The sequence below is a fragment of the Piscinibacter lacus genome (assembly GCF_016735685.1).
Classification (GTDB): Bacteria; Pseudomonadota; Gammaproteobacteria; order Burkholderiales; family Burkholderiaceae_C; genus Aquariibacter; species Aquariibacter lacus.
The window spans coordinates 941,102-960,206 of sequence record NZ_JAERRA010000001.1 but is presented as its reverse complement, the minus strand read 5'-3'; the positions used below and the strand labels follow the sequence as shown (position 1 = coordinate 960,206).

Here is a 19,105-nt window from a genome sequence, read left to right as displayed (position 1 = left end):
GCGCGGATCACCGCCCGTCTCCCCGCGCGGCCAGGCCGAAATCCTCGTCCAGCGGCTGCGCCGGCTGGTGGAAGCGCACCGGGCCGTCGGCCTGGGCATCGATGAACTGGCGCACCAGGGGGTCGTCGCTGGCACGCATCTCGGCCGGCGTGCCCTGGGCGACGATGCCGCCGTTGGCGATGAAGACGATGCGGTCGGCGATCTCGAAGGTCTCGTGCACATCGTGCGAGACGACGATGCTGGTGACGCCGAGCGCGCGGTTCAGCTCTCGGATCAGGCGCGCGGCCACGCCCATCGAGATGGGATCGAGCCCGGCGAAGGGCTCGTCGTACATGATGAGTTCCGGGTCCAGCGCGATCGCCCGGGCCAGGGCCACGCGGCGCGACATGCCGCCCGAGACCTGGCTGGGCATGAGATCGCGCACGCCGCGCAGGCCGACGGCTTGCAGCTTCATCAGCACCAGATCGCGGATCAGGGTCTCGCCCAGGGCGGTGTGCTCGCGCAGCGGGAAGGCGACGTTGTCGAAGACCGACAGGTCGGTGAACAGCGCGCCCTGCTGGAAGAGCATGCCCATGCGGCGCCGGACGCGGTAAATGCCCTCCTCGTCCAGCGTGGCCAAGTCCTGGCCGTCGAAGTGCACTTCACCGCTGAAGGGCCGGAGCTGGCGGCCGATCAGCCGCAGCACCGTCGTCTTGCCGCCGCCTGAGGTGCCCATCAGGCCCAGCACCTGGCCGCGCGGCACCACCAGATTCACGTCGCGCAGGATCACCCGCTGGCCGTAGCCGCAGCTGACGTTGTGAAGCTCGACATGCGGGGTGGCGGCGTTGGCAGACGCCAGGGAGGGCTCGTGCATCGGATCCGGAATAAACAAAAGCCGGTGTCCATGACACCGGCTTTCGGATGATAGGGGATGCCCCCAGCCGCGGTGCGGCCTGAGGACAACAGCCGCCGGAGCCCTCCGGCAGGCCCACGACGCCGGCTTCAGCGCGGCAGCGTGCTGGCGCCCATCAGGTACTCGTCGACCGCGCGGGCGGCCTGGCGGCCTTCGCGGATGGCCCAGACCACCAGCGACTGGCCCCGACGCATGTCGCCCGCGGCGAAGACCTTGTCGACCCCGGTGCGGTAGCCGCCGTCGATCTCGACCCCGGCCCTGGCGTTGCCGCGCGCATCCTTCTCGACGCCAAAGCTGTCGAGGATGCTGGCGACGGGGCTGACGAAGCCCATGGCGAGCAGCACCAGGTCGGCCGGCAGCACCTGCTCGCTGCCCGGCACCTCGCCCATCTTGCCGTCCTTCCACTCGAGGCGGACGGTCTTGACGGCCTTGACCTTGCCCTTCTCGCCGAGGAACTCCTTGGTGGCGATCGCGAACTCGCGCTCGCAGCCTTCCTCGTGGCTGGACGAGGTGCGCAGCTTGATCGGCCAGTAGGGCCAGACCAGCAGCTTGTTCTCCTGCTCGGGCGGCTGGGGCAGCAGCTCGAACTGGGTCACGCTGGCCGCGCCATGGCGGTTGCTGGTGCCGACGCAGTCGCTGCCGGTGTCGCCACCGCCGATCACGATCACATGCTTGCCCTCGGCACGGAGCTGGCCCTTGAGCTTGTCACCGGCATTGACCTTGTTCTGCTGCGGCAGGAACTCCATCGCGAAGTGCACGCCGTCCAGTTCGCGGCCGGGCACCGGCAGGTCGCGGCTCTGCTCGGCGCCGCCGGCCAGCAGCACGGCGTCGAAGTCGGCCTTCAGGGCCTCGGGCGTGATGACGGTCTTGGCGTCGTTGGTGACCTTGCTGTCGGCCGGCCAGGCGCCGACCAGCACGCCAGTCTTGAACACCACGCCTTCGGCTTCCATCTGAGCCACGCGGCGGTCGATGTGCGACTTCTCCATCTTGAAGTCGGGAATGCCGTAGCGCAGCAGGCCGCCGATGCGGCTGTTCTTCTCGAACACGGTCACGTCGTGGCCGGCCCGCGCAAGCTGCTGGGCCGCGGCCAGGCCGGCCGGGCCGGAGCCGACGATCGCAACCTTCTTGCCGGTCTTGACGGCCGGCGGCTGCGGCGTGACCCAGCCCTCGGCCCAGGCCCGGTCGATGATGGCGTGCTCGATGGACTTGATGCCCACCGGGTCGTCGTTCACGTTCAGGGTGCAGGCCGCCTCGCAGGGTGCGGGGCAGATGCGGCCGGTGAACTCGGGGAAGTTGTTGGTGCTGTGCAGCACCGTGATCGCGTTCTTCCAATCGCCCTGGAAGACCAGGTCGTTGAAGTCCGGAATGATGTTGTTGACCGGGCAGCCGTTGTTGCAGAACGGCGTGCCGCAGTCCATGCAGCGCGCGCCCTGGATCTTGGCCTGGTCCGGGTCGAGCCCGATGACGAACTCGCGGTAATGCTTGACGCGCTGCTCGACGGGGGCATAGCCCTCTTCAAGACGCTCGAATTCGAGGAAGCCGGTGACTTTTCCCATGATCGGATCTCTGCTGGCTGAGGCTGGCGGTTGGCGCGGCGGGTGGCTTACTTGGCGGGCACGGTCTTGGCCTTGGCGGCCTTGCCGGTCTCGCCCTTGGCCTTGGCCAGGGTCTCGTCGGTCGCCTGGGCGGCGGCCATTTCCTTGAGGGCGCGCTGGTATTCGTTCGGGAAGACCTTCACGAACTTGTCGCGGGCGGCGGGCCACTGGTCGAGGATCTCGCGGGCACGCAGCGAGCCGGTCCACTTGTGGTGGTCCTCGACCAGCTTCTTCAGCAGGGCCTCGTCGGTCTGGCCCTTGTGGAAGGTGGCCGGATCCTGGGTCTGCGCCTGCTCCTCGGCCGACAGCACCTTGCCCAGCGTGACCATGGCGGGGTTGCAGCGCTTGGCGAACTGGCCGTCCTCGTCGTAGACGTAGGCGATGCCGCCCGACATGCCCGCCGCGAAGTTGCGGCCGGTCTTGCCGAGCACGACCACCGTGCCGCCGGTCATGTATTCGCAACCGTGGTCGCCCGTGCCCTCGACCACCGTGGTGGCGCCCGAGAGTCGGACGGCAAAGCGCTCGCCGGCCACGCCGCGGAAGAAGGCCTCGCCGCGGGTCGCGCCGTAGAGCACGGTGTTGCCGACGATGATGTTCTTGGTCGCGTCGCCGCGGAACTCGATCGAGGGCCGCACGACGATGCGGCCGCCCGACAGGCCCTTGCCGGTGTAGTCGTTGGCTTCGCCGATCAGGTAGAGCGTGATGCCCTGGGCCAGGAAGGCCGCGAAGCTCTGGCCGCCGGTGCCTTCCATCTGGATGAAGATGGTCTGGTCGGGCAGGCCTTCGGCGTGGCGGCGGATCAGCTCGCCCGACAGCATGGCGCCCACGGTGCGGTTGACGTTGCGCACCGTCTCCATGAACTGCACCTTCTCGCCGCGCTCCAGCGCGGGCAGGCACTTCTGGATCAGGGTCTGGTCGAGCGCGCGGCTCAGGCCGTGATCCTGGTTCTCGACATGCAGGCGCGGCACCTCGGCCGCGACGGCCGGCAGATGGAAGACGCGGCTGAAGTCCAGGCCGCGGGCCTTCCAGTGCTCGATGCCCTTCTTCATGTCGAGCAGGTCGGCGCGGCCGATCAGCTCGTCGAAGCGACGGATGCCGAGCTGGGCCATGATCTGGCGCGCTTCCTCGGCCACGTAGAAGAAGTAGTTGACGACATGCTCGGGCTTGCCGGCGAACTTCTGGCGCAGCACCGGGTCCTGCGTGGCCACGCCCACCGGGCAGGTGTTGAGGTGGCACTTGCGCATCATGATGCAGCCCTCGACCACCAGCGGCGCGGTCGCGAAGCCGAACTCGTCGGCGCCGAGCAAGGCGCCGATGACCACGTCGCGGCCGGTCTTCATCTGGCCGTCGGCCTGCACGCGGATGCGGCCGCGCAGGCCGTTGAGCACCAGGGTCTGCTGCGTCTCGGCCAGGCCCAGTTCCCAGGGCGAGCCGGCATGCTTGATCGAGGACCAGGGCGAGGCGCCGGTGCCGCCGTCATGGCCGGCGATCACCACATGGTCGGCCTTGGCCTTGGCCACGCCGGCGGCGATGGTGCCCACGCCGACTTCCGACACCAGCTTCACGCTGACCGAGGACGCCGGGTTGACGTTCTTCAGGTCGTGGATGAGCTGGGCCAGATCCTCGATCGAGTAGATGTCGTGGTGCGGCGGCGGGCTGATGAGGCCGACGCCCGGCACCGAGTGGCGCAGGAAGCCGATGTAGTCCGAGACCTTGCCGCCCGGCAACTGGCCGCCCTCACCGGGCTTGGCGCCCTGGGCCATCTTGATCTGGATCTGGTCGGCGCTGACCAGGTATTCGGTCGTCACGCCAAAGCGGCCCGAGGCGACCTGCTTGATCTTCGAGCGCAGGCTGTCACCGTCCTTCAGCTCGTAGTCGGCCTCGATGACCTTCTTGCCGACCACGTCCGACACCTTGGTGCCGGCGGTGATCTTGATGCCCTTGAGCTCGTTGCGGTAGCGCGCCGGATCCTCGCCGCCTTCGCCGGTGTTGGACTTGCCGCCGATGCGGTTCATCGCAATGGCCAGCGTGCTGTGCGCTTCGGTGCTGATCGAGCCCAGCGACATCGCGCCGGTGGCAAAGCGCTTGACGATGTCCGCGGCCGACTCGACCTCGTCGACCGGGATGGCCTTGCTCGGATCGAGCTTGAACTCGAACAGGCCGCGCAGCGTCAGGTGGCGGCGCGACTGGTCGTTGATGATCTGCGCATATTCCTTGTAGGTGTCGAACTTGCCGGCGCGGGTTGCATGCTGGAGCTTGGCAATCGCGTCGGGCGTCCACATATGCTCTTCGCCGCGGGCGCGCCAGGCGTACTCGCCACCGGCATCGAGCATGGTGGCCAGCACCGGGTCGCTGCCGAAGGCGGCGCGGTGGGTGCGCAGGGCCTCCTCGGCGACCTCGAACACGCCGATGCCGCCCACTTGGGTGGCCGTGCCGCGGAAGTAGGTGTCGACCAGGCCCTTATTGAGGCCGATGGCCTCGAAGAGCTGGGCGCCGCAGTAGGACATGTAGGTCGACACGCCCATCTTGGACATGATCTTCGACAGGCCCTTGCCGATCGCCTTCACATAGTTGTAGATCGCCTTCTCGGCGCTCAGCGCACCGGGCAGATCCTTGTGCAGCGCCGCCAGGGTCTCCATCGCCAGGTAGGGATGGACGGCCTCGGCACCGTAGCCGGCCAGGGTGGCGAAGTGATGCACCTCGCGGGCCGAGCCGGTCTCGACCACCAGGCCGGCGGTCGTGCGCAAGCCGGCGCGCACCAGGTGCTGGTGCACGGCCGACAGGGCCAGCAGCGCGGGGATGGCGACATGGTCGCGGTCCATCCGGCGGTCGGTCAGGATCAGGATGTTGTGGCCGCCCTGCAGCGCATCGACCGCTTCCGCGCACAGCGAGGCCAGCTTGGCTTCGACGCCTTCGGCACCCCAGGCCAGCGGGTAGACGATGTCGAGCTCATGGGTCTTGAACTTGCCGCCGGTCGCGCCCTCGATGGCGCGCAGGCGGGCCATGTCGGCGAAGTCCAGGATGGGCTGCGCCACCTCCAGCCGCATCGGCGGATTGACCGCATTGATGTCGAGCAGGTTGGGCTTGGGGCCGATGAAGCTATTCAGGCTCATCACGATGGCCTCGCGGATCGGATCGATCGGCGGGTTCGTGACCTGGGCGAAGAGCTGCTTGAAGTAGCTCGGCAGCGGCTTGTTCTTGTCCGACAGCACGGCCAGCGGGCTGTCGTTGCCCATCGAGCCGATGCCTTCCTCGCCAGCGATGGCCATCGGGCTCATCAGGAACTTCAGGTCTTCCTGGGTGTAGCCGAAGGCCTGCTGACGGTCCAGCAGGGTCTCGGTGAACTGGGGCTGCGCGGGCGTGGCCTCGACCGCGTCGAGCTTGATGCGGACGTTGTCGATCCACTGGCGGTATGGCTTGGCCTGGGCGAACTGGTTCTTCAGCTCTTCGTCGTCGACGATGCGGCCCTGCTCGAAGTCGATCAGGAACATCTTGCCCGGCTGCAGGCGCCACTTGCGCACGATCTTGTTCTCGGGGAAGGGCAGCACGCCGGCTTCCGAGGCCATCACGACGAGGTCGTCGTCGGTCACGCAGTAGCGCGCCGGACGCAGGCCGTTGCGGTCCAGCGTGGCGCCGATCTGGCGGCCGTCGGTGAAGACCATGGCGGCCGGGCCGTCCCAGGGCTCGATCATCGCGGCGTGGTATTCGTAGAAGGCGCGACGGCGGGCGTCCATGCCTTCGTGGTTCTCCCAGGCCTCGGGGATCATCATCATCGCCGCCTGGGCCAGCGGGTAGCCGGCCATGGTCAGCAGCTCGATCGCGTTGTCGAAGGTGGCCGTGTCGGACTGGCCCTCGAAGCTGATCGGGTAGAGCTTGGGCAGGTCGTCGCCCAGCACCGGCGACTTCATCACGCCTTCGCGGGCGCGCATCCAGTTGAAGTTGCCCTTGACGGTGTTGATCTCGCCGTTGTGGGCCACCATCCGGTAGGGGTGGGCCAGCGGCCACTCGGGGAAGGTGTTGGTCGAGAAGCGCTGGTGCACCAGGGCCAGGGCCGAGGTGCAGCGCTCGTCGCGCAGGTCCAGGTAGTACTGGCCGACCTGGTCGGCGAGCAGCAGGCCCTTGTAGATGATCGTGCGGCAGCTCATGCTGGGCACGTAGTACTCGTGGCTGTGCGTCAGCCGCAGGCGCTGGATGGCGGCGCTGGCCGTCTTGCGGATCACGTAGAGCTTGCGCTCCAGCGCGTCGGGCACGATGACGTCGGCACCGCGGCCGATGAAGACCTGGCGGATCACCGGCTCCTTCTCGCGCACGGTGGGCGACATGGGCATCTCGCGGTCGACCGGCACGTCGCGCCAGCCCAGCAGCACCTGGCCTTCGGCCCGGATCGCGCGCTCAAGCTCCTGCTCGCAGGCCAGGCGGCTGGCGTGCTCCTTGGGCAGGAAGATCATGCCGACGCCGTACTCGCCCTGGGGCGGCAGGGCGACACCCTGGGCCGCCATCTCGGCGCGGAAAAGCTCGTCAGGGATCTGCAGCAGGATGCCCGCGCCGTCGCCCATCAGCTTGTCGGCGCCAACCGCACCCCGGTGGTCGAGGTTCTCGAGGATCTTCAGGCCCTGGACGACGATGGCATGCGCCTTCTGGCCCTTGATGTGCGCGACGAAACCGACGCCGCAGGCGTCGTGCTCATGGGCCGCGTTGTAGAGACCGTGCTGGCTGGCGAGGGCCAGTTCGGCCGGCGTGGCTTGAAGGGGCTGGGCCATGGGGGCACTCCCGGAACGTGGTCAGAAGACAAGGAATTTACTGCGGTGCAAAAACCGCAGCAAGCGCAAATAAATGGGGTCAGATTCTATTAAAACGACTCGCGAAAACCATACAAAATAATTGGGGACACATCAAGAGCCGGAGTCAGCGCCCTCGCGCCGCCGCGCCGGCCGGCCGCGCGGCCGGGGCTGGAGCGGCCTCGCCGCCTGTTCGCCCAGCCGGGCGAGGAAGTCGGGCGGCCCAAGCGCCCAGCCGCCGCGCAGCGCCGCTTCGATGGGCTCGGCCTGGCGGGCCGGCAGGGCCTGCGCCAGCAGCGCGCGGTAGCGCGCCTCGCGCTCGAACGGGGTGTTGCCCAGCGCCCAGTAGGCGGGCGGGTCGCTGAGCAGGCTGTCGCTGGCCGAGCCAAGGTGGTGCGCCCGGCTGGACATCCAGGCGCCGAACTCCGGAAAGCCGGGCGGTTCGACCGGACCCGCGCCATCGATACGCAACAGGCAGGCCAGCATCCACGCACCGGGATCGATCACCGCCGCCCGGTAGCGCCCGGCCCAGAGGCTACCCGCCCGGTCATGGCGGCGGTTGTAGGCCGCGGCATGGCGGCGGGCGAAGGTCTGCATGGCCCGCGACAGGGCCTCGGCTGCGGGCGGGGTGATCAGCAGCTCGACCCGGTCGGGCAGGAAGCACCAGCCGTGCAGGGCCAGGCGGTGCAGCAGCACCGCCTCGCGCAGCAGGGCGTGGGCGCTGCGCAGGTCCTCGCCGTCAAGGAAGAGCGATTCCCGGCTCGGCCCCCGCAACTGCACGAGGTGCGGCAGGCCGTCGAAGACGGCACGGGGCAGGCGGGCCATGGCGGGGCGGGGGTCGGACGGGCAGCGGGCAGGGCCCGCAGTGTCCCTCAGCCCCGCCTGCGGGCCGGCGCTCAGAAGCGGTGCCGCATGCCCAGCGCGAGCTGGGTGGCATCGACCCCGGCGGCGCGCGTCACGCCGCCCAGGTAGCCATTGCCGCCGGGCGCGAGCTGGGCCAGACCGCGGTTGTCGAAGTGCACCAGCACGGCATTGAAGTCGGTGCGCTTGGAGAAGGCGTAGGTGTAGGCGAAGCCGTAGGAGCGCAGGTCGGATTCCAGCGCCCGGCGGTCGTCGAGCAGGTTGTAGACCACCGACACGGTGTGGCGGCCCAGGGGCAGGCTGTAGCCCAGGTGGAAGAGCCGCGCGTCCTGACGGAAAGCCTCGTTGTAGGCCTGGGCATAGGCTTCGCGGAAACCGGCCAGCAGGGGATTGGCCAGGGCCTGGTTGGCCTCCAGGCCCTCGCGCACATCGACGCCGGACTGCGGGTTGTCGTCGCGGATCGAGGTGAAGAGACCGTGCAGCGTGCCCGGCCCCAGGCGCAGCGAGGCGCCGGCCAGCCAGTTGGTCAGGCCCTTCTTGCCGCGCGAGTTCTTGCGCGTGGCGTAGGCCGCGCCGTAGCTGTAGCGCCCGTCCGGGTCCTTGTAATAGGCATTGCCGCCGACGAAACGGCCGGCCGGCACGATCGAGGGGACGGTGCTGCCGCCTTCCCGCGTGCCGTACATCAGCGAGGCGGTGTAGCCCTTGAGCACGATGCGGTACTGGAAGGCATTGGGCGTGCGGATCTCGATGCCCTGCGGGATGGCCGCGATCTGCCCGGCCGACAGGCCGGACTCGGTCTTCATCGTGTCGAACTGGTAGAAGACCTCGTAGGCCGGCGAGTACTGCCGCCCCAGCACGAAGCCGCCGACCGGCGTGACCAGCGCGATGTAGGCCTGGCGGTCGAAGAGATTGCGCTCCAGGTGGTTGACGCCGATGCGGCGCCCGGCTTCCTCGACGACCGCATCGGCCACCTGCCGGCGCAGGCCCAGGGGGTCCGACACCTGCGGCGCCAGGTTGAACAGCGGCCCCAGCGGCAGCAGGCTGCCGATCGGCAGGCCGACGCTGTTGAGCACGCTGTTGAACACCGACTGCGTGAAGGGCGGTGCGCCCAGGGTGTCGGGCTCGCTGAAACGGTCCGGCAGGCGCCCGCCACTGGGTGGGCGGTTGGCCACATCGCCGGTGTCCAGCTCGAAGCGGCTTTCCAGCACGAACAGCGCCTTCCAGCCGCCGCCCAGGTCCTCGCTGCCGCGAAGGCCCCATCGGCTGCCTTCCATGATGCCGCTGGCCAGGCGCAGCTTGGCGGCATCCTGGCCGGTCGTGTAGGTCAGGCCCCCGTCGGCCAGGCCGTAGAGCGTCAGCGTCGACTGGGCCTGGACGCCGGGCGCGGCGGAAGCCAGCAGCAGGGGCAGCAGCAGGGCCGGCAGGCGGCAGCGGTCCAGGACAGTCATGGTCGGCCTTGGGCAGCGAAGGGCTTGTGAAGCCGGATCAGAAGCGGTGGCGCAGGGCGACCGCGACATTGCGCGCATCGCGGCCGCCCTCGGAGGTCACGCCGCCGAAGAAGCCATTGCCCCCCGGCGCAGCCTGGGCCAGCGCCTCGTTGCGGAACTGGGTCATGACCAGGTTCACATCGGTCCGCTTGGAGAAGGCGTAGGTGTAGACCGCGCCGTAGGACTGGGTGTCGGCCTCGTCGCGCAGCTTGTCGTGGAAGTGGTTGTAGGCCACGGTGATCTGGTGCGGGCCGCTCTGGATGCGGTAGCCCAGGTGCAGCAGGCGCGCGTCCTGGCGCAGGGCCTCCTCGAAGGCATTGCCGATCAGCAGCTTGGCCGCCGCCGGCAGCGGCGAGGGCGCGAGCTGGTTGCGGATCAGCACCGCTGCATCCGGGTTGTCGTCCTTGGCCGAGGCGTAGAGGAAGGACAGCCGGCCCGGGCCGACATCGGCATAGGCGCCGGCCACCACATTGCGCAGCGCCGTCTCGCCGTCGCGGTTGTTGTTGGTCGCGTAGGCCGCGCCGGCGCCCCAGCCGGCGCCGTCGTAGTAGAAGTTGGCGCCCAGGTAGCGGCTGTCCGACGTGGAATCCGCGTCCTCGCCCAGGGCCACCGACAGGGTGCCGGTGAAGCCGTTCTTCTGCACCCGGTAGGCCAGGGTGTTGCTGCGGCGGATGTCGATGGCCGGCGGCAGCGTGGCGATCTGCGCGGCCGACAGGCTGGACTCGGTCTTCATCGCATCGTAGATGTAGAAGAGCTCGTAGCCCGGCGTGTACTGGCGGCCCATCAGGATGGCGCCGACCGGCGTGACCAGGCCGATGAAGGCCTGCCGGTCGAAGAGATTGTTCTCGATGTGGTTCACGCCGATCTGCGCGCCCAGGCCGGCCGACACATTGTCGATCGCACCCTGCAGCAGCGGCGAGGCCGGCAGGCCGAGCTGCGCGGTGGTGAAGCGCAGGCGGTCCGGCACCTGGTTGCCCGAGGCCGGCCGGTTGTTGGTGCTGCCGGTGTCAAGCTCGACCCGGCTTTCGAGCACGAAGACGGCCTTGTAGCCGCCGCCCATGTCCTCGCTGCCGCGCATGCCCCAGCGGCTGCCTTCCATGACGCCGCTCGACAGGCGGGTGTTGGCGCCGTTCTGGCCGGTGACGTTGTTGATGCCGATGTCGGCCAGGCCGAAGAGGGTGAGCGAGCTCTGGGCCTGGGCGGCGCCCGCAGCGAGGAGCGCAAGGGCCAGGAGGGAACGGGCGAAGGGAGTGTGGGACATGGGGGTCTCTCTGTGTTTGTGCTTGTTGTGTACTGGCGCGATCGCGCTGCCGGGCCGTCGATCCGACCTCCATGCACTCTAGACCCCCCCCAATGGGCGGGGGGCCCGGGACAACACCAGCCCCTGTGGTTTTTCCCTCAAGCCTCCGGCCGGCGCGGAGGTGCCGCGGGCTCGGGAAAGGCCTCCCGGCCGGTGATGCGCTGGTATTCGCGCGTGGCGTAACGGTCGGTCATGCCCGAGACATGGTCGGCCACCTTGCGCGGCAGGCTGCTGTCGTCGCGACGCTGGCGCACCGAGGCCGGCGGATCGTTCAGGCCGGCCTCGAACAGCACCCGCACCACCGTGCGGGCGCGGTCGGTGGTCGCCTCCACTTGCGGATGGCGGTAGAGCTGGGCGAAGAGAAAGCGCTTCAGGCCGGTGCCGGCCTCGCGCATGGCGGGCGAAAAGCCCAGCAGCGGGCCGGCCGCGCGCGCCGCCTGCGCATCGGGCGGGCGGCCCAGGCGCAGGCCCGTCTCGCGCAGGGCCAGGGCCGTGGCCGCCACCACGTCCTGCACCTGGGCCGAGAGCATGCGCCGCAGGGTTTCGGACAGCAGGCGCCGGCCGCCGAGCTGCGGATACGCCGCGCGAACCTCGGCCAGCGGCGCGGCAAACAGCGGCACGGCCTCCAGTTGCTCGAGGGTCAGCAGACCCGAGCGCAGGCCGTCGTCGACATCGTGCGCGTTGTAGGCGATCTCGTCGGCCAGGTTGGCGAGCTGCGCCTCCAGGCTGGGCGGCCCGGGCGGCTGGCCCGGCGGGCGCAGGAAGCGGGCCGCGACGCCGCCGGGCTCGACTGCCTCCAGCCGCTCGGCCGCCGCGCGCGCGCAGTGCTTGAGGATGCCCTCGCGGGTCTCGAAGCTGAGGTTCAGGCCGTCGAAATCGGCATAGCGTTCCTCCAGCCGGTCGACCACGCGCAGCGATTGCAGGTTGTGCTCGAAGCCGCCGCCCTCGGGCTCGACCGCGCGCAGGCAGGCATCGAGCGCCTCCTGGCCGGCATGGCCGAAGGGGGTGTGGCCCAGGTCGTGGGCCAGGGCGATGGCCTCGACCAGGTCCTCGTCCAGCCCCAGCCGGCGGGCGATGGAGCGGCCGAGCTGGGCCAGCTCCAGCGAATGCGTGAGCCGGGTGCGGAAGAGATCGCCTTCGTGGTTGATGAAGACCTGGGTCTTGTAGACCAGGCGCCGGAAGGCGGTGGCGTGGACGATGCGGTCGCGGTCGCGCTGGAACTCGCTGCGATCGCCGGGCGGCGGCTCGGGGTGGCGGCGGCCGCGGCTGCGCGCCGGGTCGCTGGCCCAGGGGGCGCGTGGGCCGGAACCGGCCCACTCGGCCAGGTCCGGCAGGATCAAGCCGGCTGCGCGGCGCGGGCCGCGGCATCCACGGCCGGGTCGCTGCGCGCGGCAATCACCTCGGTCACCAGGGCATCGGGCGCCGGGCGCATGCAGGCACGGCCCAGGCCGTCGATCAGCACGAAGCGGATCTCGCCTCCCTCGGCCTTCTTGTCGACCCGCATGTGGGCCAGCCAGTCCTCGGCTCCACCCAGCACCGGCGCGATCACCGGCAGGCCGGCGCGTTCGATCAGCCGCAGGATGCGCGCGGCCGCGCCGGCATCCAGCAGGCCGAGCCGGGCGGACAGCTCGGCCGCCAGCACCATGCCGCAACCCACCGCCTCGCCATGCAGCCAGACGCCGAAGCCCAGGCCGGCCTCGATGGCATGACCGAAGGTGTGGCCGTAGTTCAGGATGGCGCGCAGGCCGGACTCGCGCTCGTCCTGCGACACCACCCAGGCCTTGATCTCGCACGAGCGCTGCACCGCATGCGCCAGCGCGGCCGGATCGCGCGCCAGCAGGGCATCGAGGTTGCGCTCGATCCAGTCGAAGAAATCGGTATCGGCGATCGGGCCGTACTTGATCACCTCGGCCAGACCGGCGCGGATCTCGCGGTCCGGCAGGGTGTCGAGCGTCGCCAGGTCGGCCAGCACGCGCAGCGGCTGGTAGAAGGCGCCGATCATGTTCTTGCCCAGCGGGTGGTTGACGGCCGTCTTGCCGCCCACCGAGGAATCGACCTGGGCCAGCAGCGTGGTCGGCACCTGCACGAAGGGCACGCCGCGCATGTAGCAGGCCGCGGCGAAGCCGCTCATGTCACCGACGACCCCGCCACCGAGCGCGTAGATCACCGTCTTGCGGTCGCCCTGGGCGGCGAGCAGCGCATCGAAGATGCGGTTCATCGTCGCCCAGTCCTTGTGGTCCTCGCCATCGGGCAGCACCACGGTCTCGATGCGGCGGTGGCGGCCCTGCAACTGTGCAGCCAAGCGCTCGGCGTAGAGCGGCGCGACGGTGGTGTTGCTGACGATGGCCGCCAGGGCCGAGCGCGGCAGGCCCTCGTAGCTGGCCGGATCGTCCAGCAGGCCGCGGCCGATCAGGATGTCGTAGCTGCGCGCATCGAGCGCGATCGGCACGCGGCGCGGGGCTTCGGACAGGCGGGCGGACGTCAGGGCGGGCGCGGCGATCGACATGCGCTCGAGTGTACGGGGGGCCTCCTGAGCCGGCTGTGTCGACGGCCGCGCGCGCTGCGCCGCTGCTGCGTCGCCCGACCGGGCGGGCGGCTGCCGCCCCGCCCTGCCCTGCCCCGCTCAGGCCGGCAGCTCGGGCGGTGCGTCGGCGGCCTCGTCGGGCGCGCCGGGCGGCAGCAGGCCGGCCATCTCGATCTGCATCTGCACCATGCCGACCAGGGTCGCGACCGAGGGGCGGCCGGTCTCGATCACATAGTGCGCGGTCTCGCGGTAGAGCGGATCGCGCTGGGTGAACAGCTCGCGCAGCTTGGCGCGCGGGTCCACGCCCTGCAGCAGCGGACGCTGCTGGTCGCCCTTCAGGCGGCGCAGCAGCTCTTCGACCGTGGTCTTGAGGTAGATCACCGTGCTGTGCTGGCGCAGCGCCGTCCGGTTGGCCGGCCGCAGCACGGCGCCGCCGCCGGTGGCCAGCACGCGGCCCTCCGGCTCGGCCAGCAGGTGGGCGAGCACCTCGGCCTCGCGCTCGCGGAAAGCCGCCTCGCCCTCGGCGGCGAAAAAGTCGCGGATGCTGCAACCCAGGCGCTCTTCGATGGCGCTGTCGACATCGACAAAACCCAGGCCCAGGCGCCGCGCCAGTTGCCGGCCGACCGAGGACTTGCCGCTGCCCGGCATGCCGACCAGGGCAAAGCGCGGCCCGGCGGCGCTCATTGCGCCCAGCCGCTGCGCTCGGCGATGACTTTGGGGGTGAGGAACACGAGAAGCTCGGTCTTGCGCGTTTCGCGCGTGCGGTTCTTGAACAGGTTGCCGACGCCGGGCAGATCGCCGAGCACGGGCACCTTGTTCACATTCTCGGTGTCCTGCTGCTCGAAGATGCCGCCGATGACGACGGTGCCGCCATTCTCGACCAGCACCTGGGTGCGAACCTGCTTGGTGTCGATGGCGGGGCCGGCGGTGGTGTCCTGGCCGCGGCTGTCCTTGCTGACGTCGACATCGAGCAGGATGCCGCCCTCGGGCGTGATCTGCGGCGTCACTTCCAGCTTCAGCACCGCATCCTTGAAGGACACCTGGGTGCCGCCGGCCGCCCCCGGCGCGGCCGACTGGTAGGGAATCTGCGTGCCCTGGCGGATGGTGGCCTTGATCTGGTCGGCCGTGACCACGCGCGGGCTGGAGACGATCTTGCCCTTGCCCTCGGCCTCCAGGGCCGAGATCTCCAGGCTGAGGAAGCGGTTGGCCGCCTGGTTGAACAGCGAGAGCGCGAAGGTGCCGGGCGTCACGCCAGGCGCGGTCGTCAGGCCGGGGGCCGGCAGGTTCACGAAGTTCAGGTTCTGGTTGTAGAGCGCGGGCGTCGGCGCGCCCAGGCTGCCCGAGGGCGTGGGCTGCACGCCCAGGTAGCTGCCGCCGACCTGCAACTGCGGCGAGCCGCCGTTGCCCGCGACCCGGCCCAGGCCGCCCAGCCGCACGCCGAGCGAGCGGCCGAAGCTGTCGCTGGCCTCGACGATGCGGGCCTCGATCACCACCTGCCGCACCGGGATGTCGACCTTGCCGAGGATGCGGCCGACCTCCTCCAGCTTGGCGCCCACATCGGTCACGAAGAGCTGGTTGGTCCGCAGCTCATAGCCCACGCTGCCGCGCGGCGACAGGATGCGGCTGCCAGCCGAGGCGGTGGGGCCCTCGCCCTTGCCGCCGGCCGCCGGCGCGCCCGCCGAAGCCGCCGCCGAGGCGCCGCCCGAGCCGCCGCCGGTCAGCAGCCGCACCAGATCCTCGGCCTTGCTGTAGTTGAGCTGGAAGGACTGGGTGCGCAGCGGCTCCAGCTCCTGGATCTGGCGCGAGGCCTCCAGGTCGGCCTTCTCGCGCGCGGCAATCTCGTCCTTGGGCGCAATGCTCATCACATTGCCGTGGCGGCGCAGGCCCAGGCCTTTGGACTGAAGCACGATGTCCAGCGCCTGGTCCCAGGGCACATCCTTCAGCCGCAGGGTGACGCTGCCGGTGACGGTGTCGCTGGCCACCAGATTGAGGTTGGTGAAGTCGGCAAAGACTTGCAGCAGGGCGCGCAGCTCGATGCTCTGGAAGTTCAGCGAGAGCTTCTCGCCGCTGTAGCCAGGGCCGGGCAGCGGCTTGTTGGGGTCGGGCCGCTGCGGGCGCAGCTCGACGACGAGCAGGTGCTCGCTCTGGGTCACGCTGTGTTCCCAGCCGCCCTCGGCCTCCAGCCGCAGGCGCACGCTGTCGCCGCGCTGCTCGCAGCGCAGCAGGCGCACGGGGCTGCCGAGGTCGGCCACGTCCAGCACGCGGCGCAGGGCCTGCGGCAAATGGGCCTGCGCCAGCTCGACGACCAGGCTGCGGCCCTCGGGCCGCACCTCGACGACCGGCTCGCGCGCTGAGAGCCGAAGCTCCAGCCGGCCGGCCCCGGCTGGGCCGCGGCGGAAGTCCAGGGCCTGCACTTGCAGCGGGGCAGTGCGTTCGGCGCCGATCGCGGCGGGGGCCGCGGCCGGTACGGGGTCGGGAGCAGCCGGCGCCGCCGGATCGGCGGCCAGCGCCAGAAGGGCCCAGCAGGCCAGCAGCGCCCAGGCAGGCAGGGAGGGGGTCATCGGGAATCCTTCGCGCCCGTCAGGGCCTGGCCTTGCAGTTCGAGGCGGGCCGGCCGCGCGACCCAGTCGCCGGCCGCGTCCTGCACGATCTCGCGCAGGTCCAGGCCGCTCTCGGCGATGGCCGTGATGCGGCCGTAATGCGGGCCGAGGTAGTCGCCCACCTTGACGCGGAAGAGCGCCGGGCCGACCTTGAGCAGCGCCTGCGGCCGGGCCGCGCGCACCAGGGTGCCGACCATGACCATCTGGTCCAGGGGCACGTCCTCCAGCGGCTGGCGCGGGCGCTTGAGCTCGGCGGCGAGCAGGGTGTCGGGCCGCGCCTCGGCCCGCGGCAGCACGCCGGCCAGGCGGCTGGGCTGGTAGGGATCGACCCTCTCGCCCGGCTGGTAGGCCTGGGGCTCGAAGGGCGGTGGCGGCAGGAAGGGCTCGACCGTGCGCGGCAGGGTGGCGTGCTGGGCGGCCATCCAGGCGTCCAGCTCGGCATGGTCGTCGCTGCACGCGGCCAGGCCCAGGGCGAGCAGGGCCAGCAGGGCGGACAGCCGGCCGGGCCGGTGCGGGCCGGGCGAGCGGCACTGTGGCGGGCTCGGGTGCGGCTTCATGCGCCCGCTCCTGCGGCGGCCGGCTTGCCGCGCTTGCCCGCCGCGCCGCGCGGCTTGCGGCGGGCGGCCAGTTCCTCGGCATCGAGGTAGCGGTAGGTGCGGGCCTCGGCTTCGAAGCTGAGCACGCCCGGCACGGCGCCGCTGCCGCCGGGCTGCACCATCACCAGCTTGTGCAAGGTGACGATGCGCGAGAGCTTGGCGATGTCGGCCGCGAAGGCGCCCAGGTCGTGGTAGCGGCCGCCGATGCGCAGCGCGATCGGCAGCTCGGCATAGTGGTCGCGCACCGACTCGATGCCGGGGCGGAACAGCTCGAACTGCAAGCCGCGGCCGACGCCGGCCTGGTTGATGTCGGCCAGCAGGGCATCCATCTCGGCGCGGCCGGGAAGCTGCTTTTCCAGTTGGTTGACGGCAAGCTCGACCTCGCGCTTTTGCTGCTTCAGCGCCTCCAGCCGGATGGCCTTGCCGAGCTTGAGCCGGTAGTCGGCGCGCAGCGCGGGCTCGCGCTCGCGCTCGGCTTGCAGCAGCTCGTAGGCGGGCAGCACCAGCCCCTGGGCGCCGCCGGCCAGGGCGGCCAGGGCCAGCAGAAGATAAGCCGTCCAGCGGGGCGCGGGCGGCCACTGGCCGGCCTGGCGCAGGTCGAGGTCGATGCCGGTGAACTGGCGGCGCAGGCCGGACCAGTTCAGGCGCGGGATGCGTCGGGGCAGGCGCAGGGTAGGCATGGTCGGAGCCCTCAGGAGGCGCTGCGGCGCGGCGCGGCCGCCGGCGCCGAGGCACCGGGGGCCGGCGGCAGTTGCAGGCGCAGCGAGAAGTCGACCGGCCGGCGCAGGGCCGGCGTCACGGCGCCGGCCGCAGCGGCGGCGGCCCCGCCGCCCAGCTTGATCTCCAGCAGCTCCGGCGCATGCAGGGTGTTGCCGGGCTGGCCGAGCTGGCGCAGGAAGTCGGAGATGCGCTCGTTGCTGCGGGCCTGGCCGCCAAGCTGCACGCGCTCGCCGTCCATGCGCAGGCTGGCGAGCAGCACACCCTCGGGCGTCTGCGCCAGCAACTGCTCGAAGAGGCGCACCGGCAGGTTGCGCTCGGCTTGCAGCTTCTCGACCGCCTGCTGGCGGGCCTTGAGCTGGTCGATCTCGTCCTGGAGCAGGGCGACCTCGCGGATCTGCGCCTCCAGCCGGCTGATGGCCTGGCCTAGGTAGGCATTGCGGGCGCGCTGGCGCTCGGTGGCTTGTTGCAGCACCAGGCCGCCCAGGGCCGCGCAGGCCAGGCCGGCCAGCGCGGCCAGGCCCAGTGCGGCGAGAAAGGCCTTCTGGCGCTGGCGCCGCGCCTCGGCCCGGTGCGGCAGCAGGTTGATGAGGATCATGCGAGGAAGCTCCGCATCGCCAGGCCGCAGGCGGTCAGGTAGGCGGGCGCTTCGCGGCGCAGCCGCGTCTCGCGCACGCCGGGGCCCAGGGCCATGCCTTCGAAGGGGTCGAGCACCTGGCTGTCGAAGCCGGTGGCGCCGCGCACGGCGGCCTCCAGGCCGGGCAGGCCGGCCGTGCCGCCGCTGAGCAGCACGCGGTCCACCCGCAGATGCGGCGTGCTGGTGAAGAAGAATTGCAGCGCGCGCTCAATTTCCTGCGCCAGCTCGGCGACGAAGGGCGGCAGCAGCGCGGCCTCCAGGGCCTCGGGCAGCTCGCGGGCGATCTTGCGGCGCTCGGCTTCTTCCAGGGACCAGCCGGCCTCGCGGGCGATCTGCTGGGTGAGCAGCGCGCCGCCGAAGGCCTGGGCGCGTTCGTAGATCACTTCCTCGTCGCGCAGCACGGTCAGCACCGTGGTTTCGGCGCCGATCTCGACCAGGGTCAGCAGGGCCTCGGGGCCAACGCCGGGCCAGGCCGCGACCAGGCGCCGCAAGGCCAGCCGGGCCGCATGCGAGGCCACGTCGACGACGACCGGCCGCAGGCCGGCGGCCTCGATCAGGCCCTGGCGGTCCTGCACGCGGTCCTTGCGCGAGGCGGCGATCAGCACCTCGACCTCGCCCGGCAGGCCGGGATGCGGGCCGAGCACACAGAAGTCGAGGCTGACCTCGTCGAGCGGGAAGGGGAGGATCTGCGCGGCCTCGGTCTCGACCTGAAGCTCGAGCTCGTCCTCGCGCAGGCCGGCGGGCAGCACGACCTTCTGGGTGATGACGGTGGCCGAGGGCATGGCCAGCGCCGCGCGGCGGCAGCGGCTGCCGCTCTTGCCCAGCACGCGGCGCACGGCCTCGACGACTTCGTCGAACTTCTCGATCTGGCCGTCGGCGACCCAGCCGCTCTCCAGCGGCTCGCGGGCGAAATGCTCCAGCCTCAGGGCGCTGCCCGGCCCCTGGGCCAGCTCGACGAGCTTGACGCTCGAATCGCTGATGTCGAGCCCGAGCAGGGCCGTGGGACGGCGGCCGAACCAGGCGTCGATCATGCTCATGGCGTCCTCGCAATGTTCTTCGGGACTCAGCATCCCACGGGGCGAATCGATGCTAGCGACGAAGAATCGGCAGGAAACCGG

Annotated in this window: 14 protein-coding genes; all 14 read right to left on the bottom strand. The window is 70.8% G+C overall.

All coding sequences use genetic code 11. The annotated features are described in order from the left end of the window. Positions 1–7 precede the first annotated feature (7 nt). Positions 8–853 carry an ABC transporter ATP-binding protein gene (locus JI742_RS04345; protein ID WP_201824283.1) on the bottom strand — a complete coding sequence of 282 codons (846 nt, stop codon included), beginning with the start codon at positions 851–853 and terminating at the stop codon, positions 8–10. A gap of 128 nt (positions 854–981) precedes the next feature. Beyond that, positions 982–2,448, bottom strand: coding sequence for a glutamate synthase subunit beta (locus JI742_RS04340; RefSeq protein ID WP_201824281.1), 1,467 nt, complete (start codon positions 2,446–2,448; stop codon positions 982–984). Positions 2,449–2,495: 47 nt separating this feature from the next. Beyond that, complete coding sequence (locus JI742_RS04335) at positions 2,496–7,247, bottom strand: glutamate synthase-related protein (RefSeq protein WP_201824279.1); 4,752 nt, start codon at positions 7,245–7,247, stop codon at positions 2,496–2,498. A 132-nt stretch (positions 7,248–7,379) separates the two neighbouring features. Then, on the bottom strand, positions 7,380–8,090 hold the full coding sequence (locus tag JI742_RS04330; protein ID WP_201824277.1) for a transposase: 711 nt from the start codon (positions 8,088–8,090) through the stop codon (positions 7,380–7,382). A gap of 71 nt (positions 8,091–8,161) precedes the next feature. Beyond that, positions 8,162–9,574: a porin gene (locus tag JI742_RS04325; protein ID WP_201824275.1), complete on the bottom strand. Its 1,413-nt coding sequence runs from the start codon at positions 9,572–9,574 to the stop codon at positions 8,162–8,164. A 37-nt stretch (positions 9,575–9,611) separates the two neighbouring features. Beyond that, a complete protein-coding gene (locus JI742_RS04320) occupies positions 9,612–10,874 on the bottom strand; it encodes a porin (RefSeq protein WP_201824273.1) in 1,263 nt (420 codons plus the stop codon). A 137-nt stretch (positions 10,875–11,011) separates the two neighbouring features. Then, complete coding sequence (locus JI742_RS04315; RefSeq protein ID WP_236676777.1) at positions 11,012–12,253, bottom strand: deoxyguanosinetriphosphate triphosphohydrolase; 1,242 nt, start codon at positions 12,251–12,253, stop codon at positions 11,012–11,014. Beyond that, positions 12,250–13,419 carry a 3-dehydroquinate synthase gene (gene aroB / locus JI742_RS04310; RefSeq protein ID WP_201824270.1) on the bottom strand — a complete coding sequence of 390 codons (1,170 nt, stop codon included), beginning with the start codon at positions 13,417–13,419 and terminating at the stop codon, positions 12,250–12,252. Before aroB ends, JI742_RS04315 begins: the two co-directional genes overlap by 4 nt. A gap of 117 nt (positions 13,420–13,536) precedes the next feature. After that, complete coding sequence (locus JI742_RS04305; RefSeq protein WP_201824268.1) at positions 13,537–14,121, bottom strand: shikimate kinase; 585 nt, start codon at positions 14,119–14,121, stop codon at positions 13,537–13,539. Then, the gene (locus tag JI742_RS04300; protein WP_201824266.1) at positions 14,118–15,998 is read right to left on the bottom strand and encodes a type IV pilus secretin PilQ; all 1,881 of its coding nucleotides are present in this window, start codon (positions 15,996–15,998) and stop codon (positions 14,118–14,120) included. Before JI742_RS04300 ends, JI742_RS04305 begins: the two co-directional genes overlap by 4 nt. Beyond that, on the bottom strand, positions 15,995–16,594 hold the full coding sequence (locus tag JI742_RS04295; protein WP_201824264.1) for a pilus assembly protein PilP: 600 nt from the start codon (positions 16,592–16,594) through the stop codon (positions 15,995–15,997). The genes JI742_RS04300 and JI742_RS04295 overlap by 4 nt, the downstream gene beginning before the upstream one ends. Continuing rightward, positions 16,591–17,313 (bottom strand): type IV pilus inner membrane component PilO, encoded by a 723-nt coding sequence (locus JI742_RS04290; RefSeq protein ID WP_201824261.1) that lies wholly within the window; start codon positions 17,311–17,313, stop codon positions 16,591–16,593. Before JI742_RS04290 ends, JI742_RS04295 begins: the two co-directional genes overlap by 4 nt. A gap of 11 nt (positions 17,314–17,324) precedes the next feature. After that, positions 17,325–17,948, bottom strand: coding sequence for a PilN domain-containing protein (locus JI742_RS04285; protein ID WP_201824259.1), 624 nt, complete (start codon positions 17,946–17,948; stop codon positions 17,325–17,327). Then, on the bottom strand, positions 17,945–19,024 hold the full coding sequence (locus JI742_RS04280) for a pilus assembly protein PilM (protein WP_201824257.1): 1,080 nt from the start codon (positions 19,022–19,024) through the stop codon (positions 17,945–17,947). The genes JI742_RS04285 and JI742_RS04280 overlap by 4 nt, the downstream gene beginning before the upstream one ends. Positions 19,025–19,105 lie beyond the last annotated feature (81 nt).